The organism is Stenotrophomonas nitritireducens, assembly GCF_050984405.1.
Taxonomy (GTDB): domain Bacteria; phylum Pseudomonadota; class Gammaproteobacteria; order Xanthomonadales; family Xanthomonadaceae; genus Stenotrophomonas; species Stenotrophomonas nitritireducens_B.
The window spans coordinates 1,830,794-1,850,350 of the sequence record NZ_CP158790.1 but is presented as its reverse complement, the minus strand read 5'-3'; the positions used below and the strand labels follow the sequence as shown (position 1 = coordinate 1,850,350).

The window sequence follows — 19,557 nt, the reverse complement described above, 5'->3', positions numbered from 1 at the left end:
GGCCGCCTCATCCCATGATCGAGGCGACCACCTGGTCCAGGTGGCTGCGCATCGGATCGAACGCGGGCACGCCCAGCTCGCGCGCGGCGCGCTCCAGGGCGTCCTGCGCGGCGGCATCGTCCATCGCCGAGGTGTTCAGGCTCACCCCCACCAGACGAGCGCCAGGGTTGGTCAGCCGCGCCGCCTGCAGGTACAGGTCGCGCGCCACCGCCAGGGTCGGCACCGGGTAGTCCGGCCAGCTGACCAGGTGCGTGCGCAGCGGGTCGTGGCACAGGACCAGGCCATCGGCCTGCGAGCCGTGCAGCAGGCCGAGGGTGACGCCGGCATAGGCCGGATGGAACAGCGAGCCCTGGCCTTCGATCAGGTCCCAGTGGTCGGGCGCGGCGTCGGGCGAGATGCACTCGGCCGCGCCGGCGATGAAATCGGCGATCACCGCGTCCACGGCGATGCCGGCGCCGGCGATCATGATCCCGGTCTGGCCGGTGGCGCGGAAATCGGCGTCGATGCCTTGTCCACGCATCGCCCGTGCCAGCGCCAGCGCGGTGTATTTCTTGCCCAGCGCGCAGTCGGTGCCGACCATGGCCACGCGCCTGCCGCTGCGCCACCTGCCGGTGGCGCGCGGCAGATTGTCCGGTGGCCGCCGCACATCCACCAGCCGCACCCCGGAGCGCGTCGCCGCCGACGCGAGGCCGGGCACCGACTCCAGCGGCGTGTGCAGCCCGCTGACGATGTCCAGGCCCGCTTCCACCGCGGCGATCAGCAGCGGGCTCCAATGCGCGGGAATGCGCCCGCCGACCGGGGTGACGCCGATCACCAGCGAACGCGCGCCGGCCGCGGCCGCGGCGGCCGGGTCCATCTCCGGCAGGCCGAGGTCGATGCTGCCGCCGGGCAGCCGGGTCTGGCCGATGCAGTCCGGCGCGCTCCAGTCGCGCAGGCCGAAGGCGGTCTTGGCCTTCAGCGGATTGGTCTCCTCGCCCAGGAACAACAGGTAGGGCATGTGCAGGACCAGCCTGCCGGGCACCGCGCTCATGGTTTCGCCTCTCTTGCCGCCTGCCAACGTTCATTCGTGTACCGCATCGCTGCCGCCTTTTGCCCTGGCCGGATCTGTCCGTTGCCATTCGACCATATCGCGCGGCGCGGCGAATCGGGAAAAACCCGGATGTTCCTGTCAGCATCGAGCGCGACTGCCGCAGGGGGCCGCCGCTGCGCGGCTTGCCAGCGCCGCAGAGCCGCTGCTACATAGCCGGAACGCCGCTCGCCGCAGGCGCGCATGCGGCGCCGCCGCCACGTTGTCCGCACCTTCCGGGAGATGCCATGTTGATGCTCGATGCCACCTGTGCCTCCGCCACTACGGACCGCCTGGCCGCCGAACGCGCGGCGCTGGTGAAGGCGCTCGACATGGCATCGCTGTGGCAGGCCTGCGCGGCGCTGATCAACAAGGCCCTGCCCTGCCATTCATGCAGCCTGCTGTTCGACATCGACGGCTACCAGCCGCTGCAGGGCCGCCATCACCTGGCCGATGCCGGCGACGAGGACAGCCGCCTGGTCACCAGCCTGGAAGTGGCGGCGCCCTACCTGGACGCGAACCCGCGCATCCGCTGGTATACGTTCTCGCAGATCGCCTCGCAGGACGCGCACGCGCCGGCACGGTTGAAGGCGCAGAATCCGACGCCGGGCTGGCGCGAGTTCATCCACCTGGCGTTCTGGGACGGCACGCGGCTGGAAGCGGTGATGAGCATCCGCATCCTCACCGCGCACACCGAACTGTCCGATGCCGAACTGGCCTTCCTGGCCGAGCTGTATCCGTTGCTGGACGCCAGCCTGCAGCGCGTGCGCATGCTCGAGTCCGACCGCCTGCGGCACAAGGCCGTGGAAGACCTGCTGTACGAGCTGCCGCTCGCCGCGGTGCTGGTGGACGAAACCCTGGCGCCATCCTACATGTCGCGCGAAGCCAAACGCCTGTGCCGGCGCTGGAGTGCGGATGCCGAGCGCAGCGGGCGCCTGCCGCACGCGATCGAAGCGCCGCTGCGCCGCTGGATGGCGGACGCGGCCGGCACGGGCCCGCTCCCCGGCAACCGCGCCACCTTCGCCATCGCGCACCCGCGGCGCCCGGACGAAACGCTGCGGGTGGAGGTCAGCTCGGCGCCGGGCAACTCGTTCCGCCATGCACAGCACCTGCTGATCCTGGCACCCACAGGCGAAGCGCAGGACGCGGCCGATGCCATTCCGGCGCGCGCCCTTCCGCTGCTCCAGTGCCTGTCGCCCAGCGAGCGCAAGGTCGCCGGCCTGGTCGCGTCCGGGCTGCGCAACGACGCCATCGCCGAACGCCTGTGCCGTTCGCGCAAGACCATCGAGTCACAGATCAGCTCGATCTTCCGCAAGTTGAACGTCGCCAACCGCACACAGCTGGCGCGGCTGCTGAACTGAGCGGGCGAAGCGCGGCCTTCGGCCTCATTCCTGCGGGACGGACACGGAGCGGTCGCGGGTCGCGCGCGATCTGCATGCTCATCCGGTGCACGGTCTCGTCGCTGCTAGACCAGCTTTCGCAGACGGGACCGGGATGTGTATCACCAGCGGCACGCTGGACCGTACTGGCCACCCTGAAACCGGTGGATTGCGGTAAGGCATGATCAAGGCATGCATGAACCCGGCCGTGGCGATGGCACCGCTGCGGGCCGCGGCGTGCCACGAAGGCGTGCGCCCGAGCACACGCCTCAGCGCGAAGCCGGCGCCGCCACCTTCGCCCGTCGCACCGCGTCCAGCACCGGCTCCAGCGGCAGCGCCGCCGCGGTACCGCGGTGTCCCTGCACGGTATGGGCGCGGAACAGCGAATTGACGATGGCTTCCTCGGTCGCCTCGGCGGCGGCCTGGAACAGCGGCGACATGGCTTCACCGGCAAGGCTGCGCGCCGGCTGCGCCGCCACCTCCGGATCGCGCCGGTTCTCCTTCGCCGTGGAGAAGGCGATGACGTAGTCGCCCGAGCCGTTGGACATCACCGAACCGGTACGCGCCAGACCGACCAGCGCCCGCTTCGCCAGGCGCTGCAGCTGGGCCGCGTCCAGCGGCGCATCGGTGGCCACCACCATCATGATGCTGCCGTCGCCGGTGCTCGGTGGCGGCACCGCCAGGCTGCGTGCGTAGGCCGCCGGATCCGGCAGTACCTTCCAGACCGGCACGCCGGCGATGGTGAGTTCGCCGCCGAAATTGCTCTGCACCAGCACGCCGACCGTATAGCTGCCGGCGGCCACGGGCAGCTGCCGCGAACTGGTGCCGATGCCGCCCTTCCAGCCAAACGCAACCGTGCCGGCGCCAGCGCCGACGCTGCCTTCCTCGACCTCTGCGTACGACGGTGTCGTCAAGGCGCGTTCCACCAATGCCGGCGTCAGCGGCCGCGCGCGGATGTCGCTGAGGTAGCCATCGTTGGTCTCGCCGACCACCGGATTGATCGAACGCACCTGCTCCATGCCCGGCTGGCGCAGCAGCCAGTCCACCGTCGCATCGGCGACCTTCCAGGTGCTCAGCGTCCCGGTCAGCAGGATCGGCGTTTCCAGCTCGCCCAGCTCCTGCACCTGGGTGATGCCGGCCAGCTTGCCGTAGCCGTTGCCGACGACGATCGCGGCGGGCACCCGCTGCCGGTACAGGTTGCCGGCGTGCGGCAGGACCGCGGTGACGCCGGTATGCAGCCGCGTGCCCTCGCGCAGCGTGGCATGGCCGACGCCGACACCGGCCACGTCGGTGATGGCATTGCGCGGCCCGGTCGGCAGCGTGCCGATCACCACACCGGCCTCGCGCGCGCGCGGCCGCTGTTCGGCCGCGGCCACGGGCGACACCTCACCGCCGGCAACCAGAGCGAACAGCAGGATGGACCAGGGCTTCATCATTCGACGATCTCCAGCAGGACACGGAACATGGGGGCACGGTACAGGAAGCGCTTCGCGCCCCGCATCGCCCGCGACGGCCGGATCGCCGGCCCCATTGCACGATGCTGGCGCGGGCGCGGTGCCTGCGCATCGGGAGAAATCCCGATTCTTGCATCGGTGATCGTCGCGATGCGGGGATCCCCGAAGATCGGCAACGAGGCCGACCCGGACCACCGTCCGCTCTCCACGCTTCAGCTCAGGCCCGTCGTTCGTACCAGCCCCGCGACCGGTTGACGATGTGGACCACCGACAACATCACCGGCACCTCGATCAGCACGCCGACGACCGTTGCCAGTGCCGCCCCCGAATGGACGCCGAAGACGCTCACCGCCGTGGCCACCGCCAGTTCGAAAAAGTTGCTGGCGCCGATCAGCGCCGACGGGCCGGCCACGCAATGGGCCACGCCCAGCTTGCGGTTGAGCAGGTACGCCAGCCCGGAGTTGAAATAGACCTGGATGAGGATGGGCACCGCCAGCATCGCGATGACCAGCGGCTGTGCGAGGATCTGCCGGCCCTGGAACCCGAACAGCAGCACCAGCATCAGCAGCAGGGCCGCCAGCGACAGCGGGCCGAGCCGGGCCAGCCACCCATCGAGCTGGGCTTGTCCGCCACGGCGCATCACCCAGGCGCGCAGCCCCGTGGCGATGATCACCGGCACCACGATATAGAGCCCCACGGAGATGGCCAGCGTGGCCCACGGCACGGTGATCGAGGAAATGCCGAGCAGCAGCGCGACCAGCGGAGCGAACGCTACCACCATGATGGCGTCGTTCAAGGCCACCTGGCTGAGGGTGAACGCCGCGTCGCCGCGGCACAGGTTGCTCCACACGAACACCATCGCGGTGCACGGCGCGGCCGCCAGCAGGATGAGGCCGGCAATGTAGGAGTCCACCTGGTCGGCCGGCAGCCAGGGTCCGAAGACGTGGCGCAGGAAGAACCACCCCAGCAGGGCCATCGAGAACGGCTTCACCGCCCAGTTGATGAACAACGTGGTGCCGATGCCGCGCCAGTGCTGGCCGACCTGGCGCAGCGCGCCGAAATCCACCTTCATCAGCATGGGCACGATCATCACCCAGATGAGCGCGGCCACCGGCAGGTTCACCTGCGCCCACTCGATGCTTCCCAGGCGTATGAAAACGGAAGGCCACTGGTGGCCCAGCAACGTGCCCACCACGATGCAGAGCGCCACCCACAGGGTCAGGTAGCGCTCGACGAATCCCATGCGCGGCGCAATGTCACTCACCGGCTTCGTCCCCGGCTTCGACAAAACCGATCCTGTCCAGGTCGGCCTTGAGTCGTGCGCGGTCCTCCCAGACCGATGAAGGAAGCGCCAGGAAGGCCATCAGCCGGGCCTGGATGACGCGATGGGCCTGCTTGAACGCCGCGCGCTTGTCGTCATCGCTGCCACCGGCCGCCGCGGGGTCCGGCAACCCCCAATGGGTGCGCAGGAAATCGCCGAACACCACCGGGCAGGTCTCGGCCGCCGCCGAGTCGCACACGGTCACGACCAGATCCATGCGCGGGGCTTCCGGCGTGGTGAATTCGTCCCAGGACTTGCTGCGCAGTCCGGCGGTGGATATCCCCTCGGCCTGCAGTTGGGCCAGGGCGAACGGGTTCACGGTGCCGGTGGGCTGGCTGCCGGCGCTGAACACATTGAAACGGTTGCCGGCCCACGCGCGCAGCGTGGCCTCGGCCAGGACGCTGCGTGCGCTGTTGCCGGTGCACAGGAAGAGGACGTTATGGGTCATGGCAAGAGTGTCGTGTGGAGGAGGACGGTGCGCCGCAAGAGAACGGCCGCTCGATCAGCAGCCGCAGGCGGGATCGGTCGCTGGCGCACATTCGGCATTGCTCGAACCGGCGCAGCAGTTGTGGGTGAGGTACTCGATCAGGCCGTTCATTGCCTGGAAGTTGGCGCGATAACAGACGTAGCGACCTTGGCTCTCAGCCTCGACCAGGCCGGCATGCGCCAGTTCCTTCAGATGGAAGGACAGCGTTGCGCCGGGAACGCCCAGCGCCTCGCCAATGTCACCGGCCATGCGGCCTGCGGGGCCGGCTTCGACCAGCAGACGGAACGCAGCCAGGCGGGTCGCATGGCCCAGGGCGGTCAAGGAGGCGATTGCATCTTTCATTTCCATATTTCTAGAATAGTAGAATGAAAAAGTCCGAACAATCCCCCTTTGACCTCCCCACCCACCTGGATGCCGACCTGCTGCCCGCGCCCGAGCATGAAACGCTGGGCGCCGACGACAGGCATCCGCCCCGCATCCTGCTGCTGTACGGCTCGCTGCGGCCGCAGTCCTTCAGCCGGAAGCTGGCACTGGAAGCTGAGCGCATCCTGCAGCACCTCGGCGCCGAGACCCGCGTGTTCGATCCACACGAACTGCCGGTGCTGGACAGCGTCGACAAAAGCCACCCGAAAGTGCGGCAGCTGCGCGAGTGGTCGCAGTGGTCGGAGGGCCAGGTCTGGGTGTCGCCCGAACGCCACGGCACCATCACGGGCGTGTTCAAGAACCAGATCGACTGGCTGCCGCTGGAAGACGGCAGCGTGCGGCCGACCCAGGGCAAGACTCTGGCGGTGATGCAGGTCAACGGCGGCTCGCAGTCCTTCAACGTAGTCAACACGCTGCGGGTGCTGGGCCGCTGGATGCGCATGGTCACCATCCCGAACCAGTCGTCGGTCGCCAAGGCCTGGCAGGAGTTCGACGACAACGGCCGCATGAAGCCCTCGTCCTACTACGACCGCGTGGTGGACGTGATGGAGGAGCTGATGAAGTTCACCCTGCTGGTGCGCGGGCGCAGCGACTACCTGGTGGACCGCTACAGCGAGCGGCGCGGCGCGGAGGAAGCGCGCCGCATTTCAGCGGCGGCCGGTGTCGCTGGATAACCGCCGAATCGATTCAGGCCAGCCGCCCGGGCCGATGCGGCGGCGCACGGATGATGGGGTCGTCCGCCTCAATGGCCGCCACGGCCCTGAAGGAATGTTCCGCTCCGGATCCGGCCTGCCCACGACAAGCATGGCGGCAACGAGGGGCGGAAGGAGGCAATCCGGGCCATCCTGGGCAAGTAGGGAAGCGAAACAAAAAAGCCCTCTGGAACGAGGGCTTTTCTTCTGGAACAAGGCGATTTCCCGCCCTTGCGCCTCAGAACGGAATGTCGTCGTCGGCGAAGTCGTCCATCGGCGGCGCGGACGGCTGCTGGGCCGGTGCCTGGCGCTGCGGGCGCTGGCCGTAGCCGCCGCCCTGGTCCTGGTTGCCGTAGCCGCCACCGCCGCCCTGCGGGCGCGGGGCCGACTGGCGCTGCGGGCGCTCGCCGCCGTAGCCGCCACCACCGCCGCCACCCTCGCCACGGCCGCCGAGCATCTGCATCTCGTTGGCGACGATGTCGGTGGTGTACTTCTCCACGCCGTCCTGGCCGGTGAACTTGTCGTAGCGGATCTCGCCTTCGACGTAGACCTGCGAACCCTTGCGCAGGTATTCGCCGGCGATCTCGCCGAGCTTGCCGAAGAACACCACGCGGTGCCATTCGGTACGTTCCTGGTTGTTGCCGTCGCGGTCCTTGCGCACGCTGGTGGTGGCCAGGCTGATGCGGGTCACGGCCATGCCGCTCTGGGTGTACTTCACGTCCGGGTCGTTGCCGAGGTTGCCGACCAGGATGACTTTGTTGATGCCGCGGGCCATGGGATTCGCTCTTTGCGTTGTGTGCCGGGGATTGTGCCGGCTGCAGCCGGCATCCGTGGTTCCCGGTGCAGGCGCCGGGAGGGGACGGGACACGGGATGGTAACAACCCATCCCCTTCCCGCCCACCCTGCCGCCTCATCCAGCGGCGTGCACCGACAGGCTGGCGAGGTAGGCACCTACGTCGGCGGGCCACTGGCCGATGCGCTCGGCGAAGCCGGCATCATCACCGGCGAACAGGGCGCGGCTGGCCTCCTCGAAGCCCGGCAGGTCGCCGGCCAGGGCCAGCATCGCCCGGTACTGCGCCTCGCGGCGCTGGCGCAGGTCGCCGGCCCCGCCATCGCGCCGGCGCGCCTCCTCCACCAGCCGGCGCAGCGCCGACGACGCCCCGCCGGGCTGGGCCGCCAGCCATTCCCAGTGACGCGGCAGCAGGGTGACTTCACGCGCCACCACGCCCAGCCGCGGCCGGCCGCGTTCCTTCGGTGCGGGCGGTTCCGCTTCATCCGGCGCCGGGAAGCGCGCCCGCAGCCGCTCCAGCACCTCGCCGGCATCGCCACGCAGGTCCAGGTCCAGGCTCTGCCCGGTGCGGTCGTCCAGCAGCAGCAACGGGCGGCCATCCGCCGCCACGCCGGCGCGCGCGACGGCTTCCCGCACCACCTGCCGCAGTTCGCCGCGGGCCAGCAGGCGGCAGCCTTCGAACAAGGCGTGGGGCGCCTTCAGGGGATCGTTCATGCATCGGCTCCATATTTGACCCGGGTAATATTGCCACGCTATTTTTACCCGGGCAATATATTCCTCCCTTCAGGCCCCCCCCATGGACAAGCACCAGCGCCGGCAGCAGATCGCCGATTACAAACGCCGCCCGATCCGCCGCGGCATCTACCGCGTGCTCTGCACCGCCAGTGGCGAGAGCTGGGCCGGGCCGGCCAACGACCTGTCCACCATCGGCAACCGGCTGTGGTTCACCCTGCGCCTGGGCAACCATCCGCACCGTGCGTTGCAGCAGGCCTGGAATACGCACGGCGCCGGGGCGTTCGAATGCCACGACGCGCTGGAACTGGAAGACGAACCGGACCTGCACGACTTCGAACGCACGCGCCTGCTGCAGGAGGCGCTGGCCGAGGTCTGCCGGCGGACCGGCGCCACGCCGCTGCGCTGATCCGGCGCGGCGGCGCCCTCGCCGCCGCCGCATGGCATGATGGCCGGCACCTTCACGCTGCCGGGTCATGATGGTCATCAAGGGCAAAGCCACGTCACTGGATATCGCGCACATGGCCGGCGTTTCGCAGCCGACGGTGTCGCGCGCCCTGCGCGGCAGCCCGATGGTCAATGCCGAGACGCGCCGGCGCATCCTGGAGATCGCCCGTCAGCTGAACTACAAGGTCGACAAGAACGCCTCCAACCTGCGCTGCCAGCAGTCCGGCACGCTGGCGCTGCTGTTCTTCGAGGACCCGACGCCGGACGACTCGCTGATCAATCCGTTCTTCCACTCGATGCTGGGTTCGATCACCCGCGCCTGCGCGCTGAAGGGGCAGGACCTGCTGGTGTCGTTCCAGCAGCTGTCCAGCGACTGGCACGCCGATTTCGAGGACAGCAACAAGGCCGACGGCATCATCCTGCTCGGCTACGGCGACTACCACGAATCGGTGCAGCGGCTGCAGCGGCTGGTCGAACAGGGCACGCATTTCGTGCGCTGGGGCGCGGCCCTGCCCGGCCAGCCCGGCGTGTCGGTGGGCAGCGACAACTTCCAGGGCGGCTACGACATCACCGCGCACCTGCTCGACCAGGGCCGGCGCCGCATCGCCTTCCTCGGCCACGCCTCCAGCCATTACCCGGAGTTCGAGGAACGCTACCGCGGCCACGCGCAGGCGCTGCGCGCGCGTGGCCTGGCGGCGGAACCGGCGCTGCAGCACGATGCCATCACCACCGAGGAATCCGGCCACGCCGCCTGCGCCGCCCTGCTCGCCGGCGGGCAGCGTTTCGACGCGGTATGCGCGGCCAGCGACCTGATCGCCATCGGCGCGCTGCGCGCCCTGCGCGAGCATGGCCTGCGCATACCGCAGGACGTGGCGGTCACCGGATTCGACGACATCCCGCTGGCGGCCTCGGTGTCGCCGGCGCTGACCACGGTGCAGCAGGACACCAAGCAGGCCGGGCAGCTGCTGGTGGAGAAGTTGCTGGCGCTGATCGCGCGCGAGCCGGTGGAGAGCCAGAGCATCCCGGTGAAGCTGGTGGTGCGCGAGTCGTCGCGGGCGCGGGAGCAACCGTAGGAGCGGCTTGAGCCGCGAACGCTTTCGTGGCTTTGACGGGAAAGCACCATCGCAGCTGATGGCCCGAGGCCACCCGGAGCCGCTCCTGCAACAGCAGGAGGCGTTACCGGGAAAGCGCCATGCGAGGCCAGCCCCGCATCCACAGGGTCAGCTGAAATCCTTGAGCAATTCGCCCACGCCCGAAGGCGATATCTCGAAGCCCAACGGAGTGCCGGGGTTCACCACCACGCCGTAGCCGCCCGGTACCCGGCGCAGCACGTCCAGCATCGGCCAGCGCAGCGTGTGCGGCGCCTGCTGGGCGTGGAAACCGACCCGCGCCAGGTCGGTGAACACCGCCACGTGCAGCACGCCCTGCTTGTCGAACAGCAGCGGATCGAAGCCGCTGCCGTCGGGTGTGACCAGGCTGCCGGTGAGCAGCACCACTTCCGAGGCGACGAAGGCCTGCATGAAGGCCTTGATCGGCACGGCACCGTCCATGGCCGCCTTCAGCAGCGTTTCGAGCGGGGTCTGCGGGGGAAGCGTGTCCATGGCGGGCGGGTATCGGCGGGGCGAGGATTGTACCGTCGGCGCCGCGCGGCGGGCGCGTCAGCGCATCAGCGCGCCAGGCGCGCGTCGCGGGCGGCCTGGTCGGCCATCGCCGCGTCCAGTTGCGCCTGCAGTTCCGGCTGCCGCACCTCGGCATCGAGCACGTACACCTTGACGCCATGCGCCGGCACCTGCGCTTTCAGCACGTCCCGTACTGCCGCCGCGCCGCCATCCAGCGCATCGCGCCAGGTGCCGGCCTGCAGGTAGCGGCGCACCTCGAAGGTCTGTTCCGCATCGCCCTTGTTGAGCAGCACCAGCGCGGTCTGCGCGGTGTCGCCCTGCTGCAGCACGCGGTAGAACACCGCCTGGTCGCCGTGCAGGCGTTCGTTGACCTGCAGCCCGCGCTGCAGCGCCGGCGTCGCCTCGCGCAGGCGCGCGATGCGCTGCAGCGGCGCGAAGATCGGGCTGCGCGGCGCCGCGTCGATGCGTTCCTGGCCGAAGTAGGCGCGGTTGCCGGCGTGCTCGGCGCGGCCGCGCATGAAGCCGGTTTCCGAGCCGTAGTAGAGCACCGGGATGCCGCGCGCGGTGAACAGCCAATTGTGCGCGTCGATGAAGCCCGCGTCGCTGGCGTCCAGCCGCGCCATGTCGTGGTTGTCGTAGAAGGTCATCAGCGCGTATGGGTTGGCATACGGGCCGCCACTCAGATGCAGCGGTTCGGCCAGCGCCTCGAAGCCCTTGCCTTCCCTGCCGAACACCGCCGACAGCGCGCCGCGCAGCGGGAAATCCAGCACGCTGACGTTGGCGTTGGCCGGCCAGGTGTGCTCGGCGATGCGCGCGGCGTCGTAGTCGAAGGCCTCGCCGAACATGAACATGCCCGGATGTTCGGCGCGCATGCGCTCGACGAAGGCGTGCCACCACGCATGCGGCAGCCAACCGATGGTGTCGATGCGCAGCGCATCCACGCCCTGCGCCGTCCATTGCAGGTAGGCGCCGGCCAGGTAGTCCATCACCGCCGGGTTGTCCTGGTTGAAATCGGACAGCTCGGCGAGGTTGCCGTCGAAGATCGAGCCTTTTTCACCGTCCACCGGGCCGATGGTGTTGTAGAAGGCGTGCAGCGGGTTGTGCTTCGGGTCCAGCTGCGGCGGCGGCAGGTTCTGGTGGTCGGCGATCAGCTTGCCGTCCCTGTCGAACAGTTGGCCGAACTGCGGCTGCCGGACCGGCATCGTCCACGCCGGCGAGCCGTGGTTGCCGACGATGTCCAGCACCACCTTCAGCCCGGCATCGTGCAGGCCGCGGGTGAAACCGGAAAAATCCAGATCCGCGCTCGGCAGGTGTTCGTCCAGCCGGTAGAAATTCACGCCCCAGTAGCCGTGGTAGCCGGTCTTGCCGCGATCGGTCAGGGTACTGGTGCAGGTGACCGGTTTGCTGCCGGTGAAGGCCTGGTCTGGGTTGTCGACGATGGGCGTGACCCACACCGCGCCGAAGCCGAGGCCGCGGATGTAACCGGCGTTGTCGAGTACGCCTTTGAAATCGCCGCCGAGGTAGCCGATGTTGCCGTCGATGCCGTCCGGGCAGTGCACCGGAATGTCGAAGGTGCGGTGCGCACCGCCCTGGTCGCGGTGGTCGTTGGACGGGTCGCCGTTGACGAAGCGGTCGGTGACGACGAAGTACACCGCGTCGCTGGCGAACGGCTCGGTGGTGCCGACATAGTCCGGGCGCGTGCCGGCCGCCGCGCCGCCGGCCAGCAGTGCAAGGGAAAGCGCCGGCGCAAGACCGGCCATCGACAGACGCACGCGCATCACACCACCTCCGGACGGGACGGAACCCGCAGCACGCACAGGCCGGCCACGAACAGGCTGCAGCCGCCGAGCACCAGCACATGCATCGGCACGCCGCCCAGCCACGCGCGCAGGGCGAAGCCGAGCGCGCTGGCGGCCACCAGCTGCGGGATCACGATGAAGAAATTGAAGATGCCCATGTACACGCCCATCTTCGACGCGGGCACGCTGTCGGACAGCAGCGCGTACGGCAGCGACAGGATCGAGGCCCAGGCGAAACCGACGCCGACCATCGACAGCAGCAGCCACGCCGGATCGGTGATGAACATCAGCGAGACCAGGCCGGCGCCGCCCAGCCACAGGTTGAGCAGGTGGCTCCAGCGCAGGCCGAAAGCCCGCACCATGGCCGGAATGACCAGCGCCGCCAGCGCGGCGAAGCCGTTGTAGGCGCCGAACAGCACGCCCACCCAGTTGGCGCCTTCGTTGTAGGCAGCCGACTGCGGATCGGTGGAACCGAAGTGGGTGCCGGCCACAGCCGCGGTGGTGTAGATCCACATCGCGAACAGTGCGAACCAGGAGAAGAACTGCACCCACGCCAGCCGCCGCATGGTGGGCGGCATCGCGCGCAGGTCGCCGACGATGGCCGCCAGCATGTGCGTGCCCGGCAGCAGCCGCACCAGCGCCAGCAGCACGCCGTAGGCGGCGCACAGGCCGGCCAGCACGTAGAGCATCCTGTCGCCCTGGCGCCAGGCGATCAGCGCCGCCAGCGCGATGCCGAGCAGCAGCCACGCGCCGGCCTGCGCCCATGACGGCGCGCCGGTGGCCGCGGCCGCGTGGTGTCCGGCGGCAGGTTCGGCATCGTCGAAGGAAGCCAGTTCGGCCGGCGAATATTCGCGCGTGCTGAACACCGTCCACGCGATCGCCGCCAGCAGTACCACCGCGCCGAAGTAGAACGCGTAGCGCACCGTGTCCGGCACCTCGCCCGGCGCGGCGGTGTTGGCCACGCCCCAGTGCGCCAGCAGATAGGGCAGCAGGCTGGCAACGATGGCGCCGACGCCGATGAAGAAGCTCTGCATCGCATAGCCGGCCGGGCGCTGGCGCGGCGCCAGCTGGTCGCCGACGAAGGCGCGGAACGGCTCCATCGACACGTTGATCGAGGCATCCAGCACCCACAGCGTGCCGGCGGCGATCCACAGCGTCGGCGAATTGGGCATCACCAGCAGCGCCAGCGTGGTCAGCACCGCGCCGATCATGAAGAACGGCCGGCGCCGGCCCCAGCGGGTCCAGGTGCGATCGGACAGGTAGCCGACCACCGGCTGCACCAGCAGGCCGGTCAGCGGCGCGGCGATCCACAGCCCCGGCACCGCCTCCATCGACGCGCCCAGCGTCTCGAAGATGCGGCTGGCATTGGCGTTCTGCAGCGCGAAGCCGAACTGGATGCCGAGGAACCCGAAACACATGTTCCAGATCTGCCAGAACGACAGCTGCGGTTTGCTTTTCATCAAGCGCTTCCCCCCTCCGGGAATCACGGATGCGATGTACGGCGCCAATGCGCCCGGGCCATGGTAGAGGCCACCCGCCGGATGCGCACCGCCGGTGCATACGTATTCAGTGCCGCTGCCGCCAATGACGCTGCGCACCAACTGGAATAGTGGCGACACCCGCCTTCCGTTCCTTGCTCCGGAGTCGATACCCGCCATGGCCCCGCCACGCCCCTCCTCGCGCCTGTTCCGCATCAAACTCGCCTTCGCCCTGCTGCTGGCCGGCCTGCCCGCCGCGCAGGCGGCCGAGCTGGCCCGCATCCGTTCGCCCGGCGACGTGCTCACGGTCGCGCTCGAATCGCAGCACGAAGGGCGCATCGCCTACCGCGTCGAACGCCGGGGCCAGGCGGTGATCGCGCCGTCGCGGCTGGGTTTCCTGCTCGGCGATGGCCGGCTGGAGCGCAACCTCGAACTGGTCGGGCAAACCCGCCGCAGCTTCGACGAGACCTGGGAACAGCCCTGGGGCGAGCGCCGCCTGACCCACAACCACTACAACGAGCTGCGCGCCCGTTTCGCCGAGAAGCCGGTGGACGCCACCCATCCCGGGCGCCGCTTCGACGTGGTGTTCCGCGTCTACGACGACGGCGTCGGCTTCCGCTACGAATTCCCGCAGCAGCCGACGATGCAGGAAGCGCACATCCGCGCGGAACTGACCGAGTTCGCGCTGGCCCGCCCCGCCAACGCGTGGTGGATTCCCGCCTTCGAATGGAACCGCGAGGAATACCTGTACCACCGCACGCCACTGCGCGAAGTCGGCACCGCGCAGACGCCGCTCACGCTGCGCGACGACAACGGCCTGCACATCTCCCTGCACGAAGCGGCGCTGGTGGACTACGCCGGCATGAACCTGGCGCGCGGCGATGGCGACGTGCTGCGCGCCGCGCTCACCCCGGGCAGCGGCGATGCCGCGGTGGTGCGCACGCTGCCGTTCCACACGCCGTGGCGCACGATCCAGGTCGGCGAGCGCGCCGGCGACCTGGCCGAATCCAGCCTGGTCCTCAACCTCAACGAACCCAACGCCATCGGCGACGTGAGCTGGTTCACCCCGGCCAAGTACGTGGGCGTGTGGTGGTCGCTGCACCTGGAGACCGAGACCTGGGCGACCGGCGCGAAGCATGGCGCCACCACCGCCAATACGCGGCGTTACATCGACTTCGCCGCCGCCAACGGTTTCCGCGGCGTGTTGGTGGAAGGCTGGAACCCCGGCTGGGACGGCAACTGGTTCGCCAATGGCTGGGGCTTCGACTTCACCCGCGCCACCGCGGATTTCGACCTGCCCGGGCTGGCGAAGTACGCCGCCGGCAAGGACGTGCACCTGATCGGCCACCACGAGACCGCGTGCGCGGTCAGCCACTACGAGCGCCAGCTGCCGGCCGCGCTCGACCTGTACGCGCGCAACGGCGTGGACGTGGTGAAGACCGGCTACGTCTGCGATGCCGGCGACATCCAGCGCCAGGACCGCGCGGGCGGTCCGGTCGTGCGCGAGTGGCACGAGGGCCAGTGGATGAGCAACCACCACCTGCGCGTGGTCCAGCAGGCGGCGCGGCGGCACATCGCCATCAACGCGCACGAGCCGATCAAGGACACCGGCCTGCGCCGCACGTACCCGAACTGGGTATCGCGCGAGGGCGCGCGCGGCATGGAGTTCAACGCCTGGGGCGATCCGCCGAATCCGCCGGGACACGAAGCCACGCTGGTATTCACCCGCATGCTGGCCGGGCCGATGGACTACACCCCCGGCATCGTCAGCCTGAAGGGACGCAACGGCCTGCCGCTGCGCAGCACCCTGGCCAAGCAGCTGGCGCTGTACGTGGTGCTGTACAGCCCGATCCAGATGGTGGCAGACCTGCCCGAGCATTACGCGCAGCATCCCGATGCCTTCCAGTTCATCCGTGACGTGGCGGTGGACTGGGAGGAAAGCCATGTACTGGACGGCGAGGTCGGCGAATACGTCACCTTCGCGCGCAAGGCGCGCGGCAGCGGCGAATGGTTCCTGGGCAGCGTCGGCGACGACAAGCCGCATGCGCTGTACACACAGCTGTCCTTCCTCGAACCGGGCCGCCGCTACCGCGCCGAGATCTACCGCGACGGCGATGGCGCCAACTGGCGGGACAAGCCGTTCGCCTTCGCGCGCGAAACCCGCGAGGTCGGCAGCGGCGACCGCATCGCGCTGAAGCTCGCACCCGGCGGCGGCGCCGCGATCCGCTTCGTACCACTGGATTGATTACATCGTGGATGCGGGGCTTGCCCCGCATGGCAGCCCGGCCACCTCGTGCGGGGCAAGCCGGCACCTGCGACTCCGCATGACCGACGGCGCCCTCGAGGCGCCGTTGCCATCGTTGTCATCCCAAAACCCAGCGCACGCGGCGCAAACCGGCGCATTGAATACGTATGCAGGCCGATTCCACGACGTTGCCCGCTGATTACCATGCATGACAGTCGCAGTCCGACCGCATCGCATCGGCGACGAAGGCCCGGAATCCGATCCGGGCGCACGCAGAACAACCAAACGACATCACCTGGGAGAGGGGAGAATGTTGAACACCAAGCGCAACCTGTTGAGCGTGGCGCTCGCATCCGCGCTGGCCCTGCAGGCCAGCGGTGCATACGCGCAGAGCACTAGCGACGACGGCCAGAAGAAGGCCGACGCCGTCGACCTGGACACCGTCACCGTCACCGGTATCCGCCGCGGCATCGAAAGCGCGATCTCGGTCAAGCGCGACGCCACCTCGATCGTCGAGGCGGTCTCAGCCGAGGACATCGGCAAGCTGCCGGACGTGAGCATCGCCGAGTCCATCGCCCGCCTGCCCGGCCTGGCCGCCCAGCGCGTGGCCGGCCGCGCCCAGGTGATCAGCGTGCGCGGCCTGTCGCCCGACTTCGCCACCACCCTGCTCAACGGCCGCGAGATGGTCAGCACCGGCGACAACCGCAGCGTGGAATTCGACCAGTACCCGTCCGAGCTGATCAGCGGCGTGACCGTGTACAAGACGCCGGACGCCGGTCTGGTCGGCCAGGGCCTGTCCGGCACGCTGGACATGCAGACCGTGCGCCCGCTCAGCTACGGCGACCGGGTGATCGCCATCAGCGGCCGCTACCAGAAGAACTCGCTGGGCGAGGCCGCTGGCGTCGATCCCTACGGCAACCGCTTCAACGTCAGCTTCGTGGACAAGTTCGCCGACGACACCGTCGGCCTGGCCATCGGCTATTCGCATTCGGACATGGCCAAGCAGGAGAACCAGGTCGGCCTGTACGAGCCGTGGCAGGCCATCGGCGACAACTGGCGCCCGGGCGTGGCCGCCGGCACGTTCTACTCCGACGGCATCAAGGCGCTGCGCCGCACCGGCAACGCCAGGCGCGACGGCGTGATGGCTACCCTGCAGTTCCGCCCGAACAACGCCTGGACCAGCACGCTCGATGCCTTCTACACCAAGGCCAAGGAATACGACACCGCCAACCAGATGGAAATCCACCTGGGCGACTACAACGGCGGCTATGACCGCCTGCAGGTCAGCGACGTCGTGGTCAAGGACGGCACGTTCGTCGGCGGCACCGCGCACAACGTCTATCCGCTGGTGCGCGGCATGTACAACCATCGCGAGGACAGCATCAAGGCCTTCGGCTGGAACAACGAATTCACCTTCGGCGACGTGCGCGTGGTGGCCGACGTCAGCTGGTCCAAGGCCGAGCGCGACGAGATCAACCTGGAAAACAACCTGCAGCTGCTGCCGGCGCCGCGGCTGGATTCGGTGAAGCTGAACTTCGCCGGCGGCAGCTTCCCGCAGTTCACCCCGGGCATGGACTACTCCGACTACAGCAGGCTCTACCTCACCAACACCATCTACGGCTCGGGCTATGGCAAGACCCCGCACGTGGACGACGAGCTGAAGGGCTTCAAGCTGGCGGTCAACTTCCCGGCTCCGGAAGGCTTCAGCTGGTTCACCGACATCGACGCGGGCGTCAACTACGCCGATCGCAGCAAGGACAAGACCCAGGCCGAGGGCAACATCAACCTCGGCGCGCAGGGCGTGACCAGCATCGCGTCCGAATTCCAGTACGCGCCGGTCAACCTGGGCTTCGCCGGCGCCGGCTACATCCCGGCCTGGAACGTCCCGGCGGTCGTCGCCAAGTACATGGTGTTCAAGCCGACCACCACCGAAAGCTACCTGATTCCGAAACAGTGGACGGTGGACGAGGAAATCACCACCACCTTCCTGCGCGCCAACATCAGCACCCAGATCGGCGCGATCCCGGTGCGTGGCAACATCGGCATCCAGGCACAGCACGTGCGCCAGTCGTCCAGCTCGAACTACTGGGACGGCGGGCAGCCGGTCGGCAGCCAGGTCATCCCGATCAACGAAGGCAAGAGCTACATCGACTTCCTGCCCAGCCTGAACCTGGCGTTCGAACTGCCGGCCGAGAACACGGTGCGCTTCGCGATGGCCCGCCAGGTCGCGCGCCCGCGCGTGGACGAACTGCGCGCGTCGATGGAGTTCGGCGTGGACACCAACACCGGCAAGCCCGGCGCCAGCGGCGGCAATCCCAACCTGGACCCGTGGGTGGCCAACGCGGTCGACCTGTCGTGGGAGAAGTACTTCGGCAACAAGGCCTACGTGGCCGCCGCGGTGTTCTACAAGGACCTGAAGACCTACATATACACCGAGAAGCGCGACGGCTACGACTTCACCCCGCAGGTCGACGCATGGCTGGAAGCCAACGGCGTCACCCTGCCGCCGGGCATCGTGGTCGACAAGACCGGTTATTACACCGCCCCGTTCAACGGCAACGGCGGCAGCCTGCGCGGCGCCGAGCTGACCGCCTCGCTGCCGCTGGACCTGTTCGTCGACGCCCTGCGCGGCTTCGGCGTGGTGGCCAGCGCCAGCTTCAACGACAGCGACATCACCATTCCGCCGGACCCGGGCACCACCTCCAGCGTCGGCAGCGATCCGATCATGCTGCCGGGCCTGTCCAAGCGCGTGTACAACTTCACCGCCTACTACGAAAACAACGGTTTCGAAGTACGCCTTAACCAGCGCAAGCGCTCGGACTTCATCGGCGAGATCGGCAACTTCAACGGCAACCGCACCCTGCGCTACGTCAAGGGCGAGGACGTGCTGGACGCGCAGATCGGCTACAGCTTCGGCGACGGCACGATGTTCAGGGGCCTGAGCCTGTTCCTGCAGGCCAGCAACCTGACCAACTCGAAGTACGAGACCTATGCCGGCAGCAAGGACCGCCCGTTGGAAACCGTGGAATGGGGCCGCAGCTACCAGATCGGCGTGAACTACAAGTTCTGATCCGGCGGAGGCTGTTCCGCGACATCAAGGCCCGCTGCGCAAGCAGCGGGCTTTTTCGTGCATGGGATGGACATCGCCCGCTGCCAACCGCCGCCATGCCCGTAGGAGCGACTTCAGTCGCGAAAGGGCTTCACAGGTAAAGCTTCATCGCGACTGAAGTCGCTCCTACGAAGAGCGCACCGTTGCCCGCGCCGGCTCTGTCGTGGCCGCTGCACAGGCAGCGGATTTTCGTGCGTAGAGGCCGGATGCGGAAATGCGCTGGATTGAATCCCACACTATCCAACAACAGGATGCGGCACGCAGAACAGCACCCGCTTCGCCCGGCTGCTCCCGTAGGAGCGACTTCAGTCGCGAAAGGGCTTCACCGGTAAAACCTCATCGCGACTGAAGTCGCTCCTGCGAAGAGCGCGGCACTGCCTGCACCGGCTCTGTCGTGGCCGCTGCGCAAGCAGCGGGTTTTCGTGAGGCCGGATGCGGGAATGCGCTGGATTGAATCCCGCACCATCCAACAACAGGATGCGGCAGACAGAACAGCCCCCGCTTCGCCCGGCTGCT

General features: G+C 68.7%; 17 protein-coding genes. 6 read left to right on the top strand and 11 right to left on the bottom strand.

The features are described 5' to 3' along the window. Nucleotides 1-7 precede the first annotated feature (7 nt). Nucleotides 8-1,030 (bottom strand): DUF1611 domain-containing protein, encoded by a 1,023-nt coding sequence (locus ABTV91_RS07965; RefSeq protein WP_433854004.1) that lies wholly within the window; start codon nucleotides 1,028-1,030, stop codon nucleotides 8-10. 284 nt (nucleotides 1,031-1,314) lie between these two features. On the opposite strand from ABTV91_RS07965, the gene ABTV91_RS07960 reads away from it, so the two are divergent. Then, complete coding sequence (locus ABTV91_RS07960) at nucleotides 1,315-2,427, top strand: helix-turn-helix transcriptional regulator (RefSeq protein WP_433854003.1); 1,113 nt, start codon at nucleotides 1,315-1,317, stop codon at nucleotides 2,425-2,427. A 287-nt stretch (nucleotides 2,428-2,714) separates the two neighbouring features. Here ABTV91_RS07960 and ABTV91_RS07955 read toward each other — a convergent pair whose 3' ends face one another. From ABTV91_RS07955 to ABTV91_RS07935, 5 genes are read right to left on the bottom strand one after another with little or no spacing between them, the layout of a single operon-like run. Then, nucleotides 2,715-3,878, bottom strand: coding sequence for a P1 family peptidase (locus ABTV91_RS07955; protein WP_433854002.1), 1,164 nt, complete (start codon nucleotides 3,876-3,878; stop codon nucleotides 2,715-2,717). Further along, nucleotides 3,878-4,075 carry a hypothetical protein gene (locus ABTV91_RS07950; RefSeq protein WP_433854001.1) on the bottom strand — a complete coding sequence of 66 codons (198 nt, stop codon included), beginning with the start codon at nucleotides 4,073-4,075 and terminating at the stop codon, nucleotides 3,878-3,880. The genes ABTV91_RS07955 and ABTV91_RS07950 overlap by 1 nt, the downstream gene beginning before the upstream one ends. A gap of 41 nt (nucleotides 4,076-4,116) precedes the next feature. Further along, nucleotides 4,117-5,142: an ACR3 family arsenite efflux transporter gene (gene arsB / locus ABTV91_RS07945; RefSeq protein ID WP_433854148.1), complete on the bottom strand. Its 1,026-nt coding sequence runs from the start codon at nucleotides 5,140-5,142 to the stop codon at nucleotides 4,117-4,119. A 13-nt stretch (nucleotides 5,143-5,155) separates the two neighbouring features. Beyond that, the gene (locus ABTV91_RS07940) at nucleotides 5,156-5,668 is read right to left on the bottom strand and encodes an arsenate reductase ArsC (RefSeq protein WP_433854000.1); all 513 of its coding nucleotides are present in this window, start codon (nucleotides 5,666-5,668) and stop codon (nucleotides 5,156-5,158) included. A gap of 54 nt (nucleotides 5,669-5,722) precedes the next feature. After that, nucleotides 5,723-6,055, bottom strand: a complete 333-nt coding sequence (locus ABTV91_RS07935; protein ID WP_433853999.1) for an ArsR/SmtB family transcription factor — start codon at nucleotides 6,053-6,055, stop codon at nucleotides 5,723-5,725. Nucleotides 6,056-6,072: 17 nt separating this feature from the next. Here ABTV91_RS07935 and arsH point away from each other — a divergent pair, with 17 nt between their 5' ends. After that, nucleotides 6,073-6,804: an arsenical resistance protein ArsH gene (gene arsH, locus ABTV91_RS07930; protein ID WP_433853998.1), complete on the top strand. Its 732-nt coding sequence runs from the start codon at nucleotides 6,073-6,075 to the stop codon at nucleotides 6,802-6,804. A gap of 256 nt (nucleotides 6,805-7,060) precedes the next feature. Here the strand turns inward: arsH and ABTV91_RS07925 are convergent, their stop codons facing one another. Continuing rightward, the gene (locus tag ABTV91_RS07925) at nucleotides 7,061-7,597 is read right to left on the bottom strand and encodes a single-stranded DNA-binding protein (RefSeq protein ID WP_433853997.1); all 537 of its coding nucleotides are present in this window, start codon (nucleotides 7,595-7,597) and stop codon (nucleotides 7,061-7,063) included. A 135-nt stretch (nucleotides 7,598-7,732) separates the two neighbouring features. Then, nucleotides 7,733-8,326 carry a DUF2239 family protein gene (locus ABTV91_RS07920; RefSeq protein WP_433853996.1) on the bottom strand — a complete coding sequence of 198 codons (594 nt, stop codon included), beginning with the start codon at nucleotides 8,324-8,326 and terminating at the stop codon, nucleotides 7,733-7,735. 82 nt (nucleotides 8,327-8,408) lie between these two features. Between ABTV91_RS07920 and ABTV91_RS07915 the strand changes: the two genes are divergently transcribed. Beyond that, complete coding sequence (locus ABTV91_RS07915; protein WP_433853995.1) at nucleotides 8,409-8,753, top strand: GIY-YIG nuclease family protein; 345 nt, start codon at nucleotides 8,409-8,411, stop codon at nucleotides 8,751-8,753. Between the two features lie 70 nt (nucleotides 8,754-8,823). Further along, nucleotides 8,824-9,864: a LacI family DNA-binding transcriptional regulator gene (locus ABTV91_RS07910; RefSeq protein ID WP_433854147.1), complete on the top strand. Its 1,041-nt coding sequence runs from the start codon at nucleotides 8,824-8,826 to the stop codon at nucleotides 9,862-9,864. Between the two features lie 147 nt (nucleotides 9,865-10,011). Here ABTV91_RS07910 and ABTV91_RS07905 read toward each other — a convergent pair whose 3' ends face one another. From ABTV91_RS07905 to ABTV91_RS07895, 3 genes are all read right to left on the bottom strand, one after another. Then, complete coding sequence (locus ABTV91_RS07905) at nucleotides 10,012-10,392, bottom strand: SseB family protein (protein ID WP_433853994.1); 381 nt, start codon at nucleotides 10,390-10,392, stop codon at nucleotides 10,012-10,014. Nucleotides 10,393-10,457: 65 nt separating this feature from the next. Then, nucleotides 10,458-12,188 carry an alpha-amylase family glycosyl hydrolase gene (locus tag ABTV91_RS07900; protein WP_433853993.1) on the bottom strand — a complete coding sequence of 577 codons (1,731 nt, stop codon included), beginning with the start codon at nucleotides 12,186-12,188 and terminating at the stop codon, nucleotides 10,458-10,460. Continuing rightward, nucleotides 12,188-13,669: an MFS transporter gene (locus tag ABTV91_RS07895; protein WP_433853992.1), complete on the bottom strand. Its 1,482-nt coding sequence runs from the start codon at nucleotides 13,667-13,669 to the stop codon at nucleotides 12,188-12,190. Before ABTV91_RS07895 ends, ABTV91_RS07900 begins: the two co-directional genes overlap by 1 nt. A gap of 196 nt (nucleotides 13,670-13,865) precedes the next feature. Between ABTV91_RS07895 and ABTV91_RS07890 the strand changes: the two genes are divergently transcribed. After that, the gene (locus ABTV91_RS07890) at nucleotides 13,866-15,932 is read left to right on the top strand and encodes a glycoside hydrolase family 97 protein (protein WP_433853991.1); all 2,067 of its coding nucleotides are present in this window, start codon (nucleotides 13,866-13,868) and stop codon (nucleotides 15,930-15,932) included. A gap of 310 nt (nucleotides 15,933-16,242) precedes the next feature. Next, entirely contained in the window at nucleotides 16,243-19,002 is a 2,760-nt protein-coding gene (locus ABTV91_RS07885; RefSeq protein WP_433853990.1) for a TonB-dependent receptor, read from the top strand. The last annotated feature ends 555 nt before the right edge of the window (nucleotides 19,003-19,557 follow it).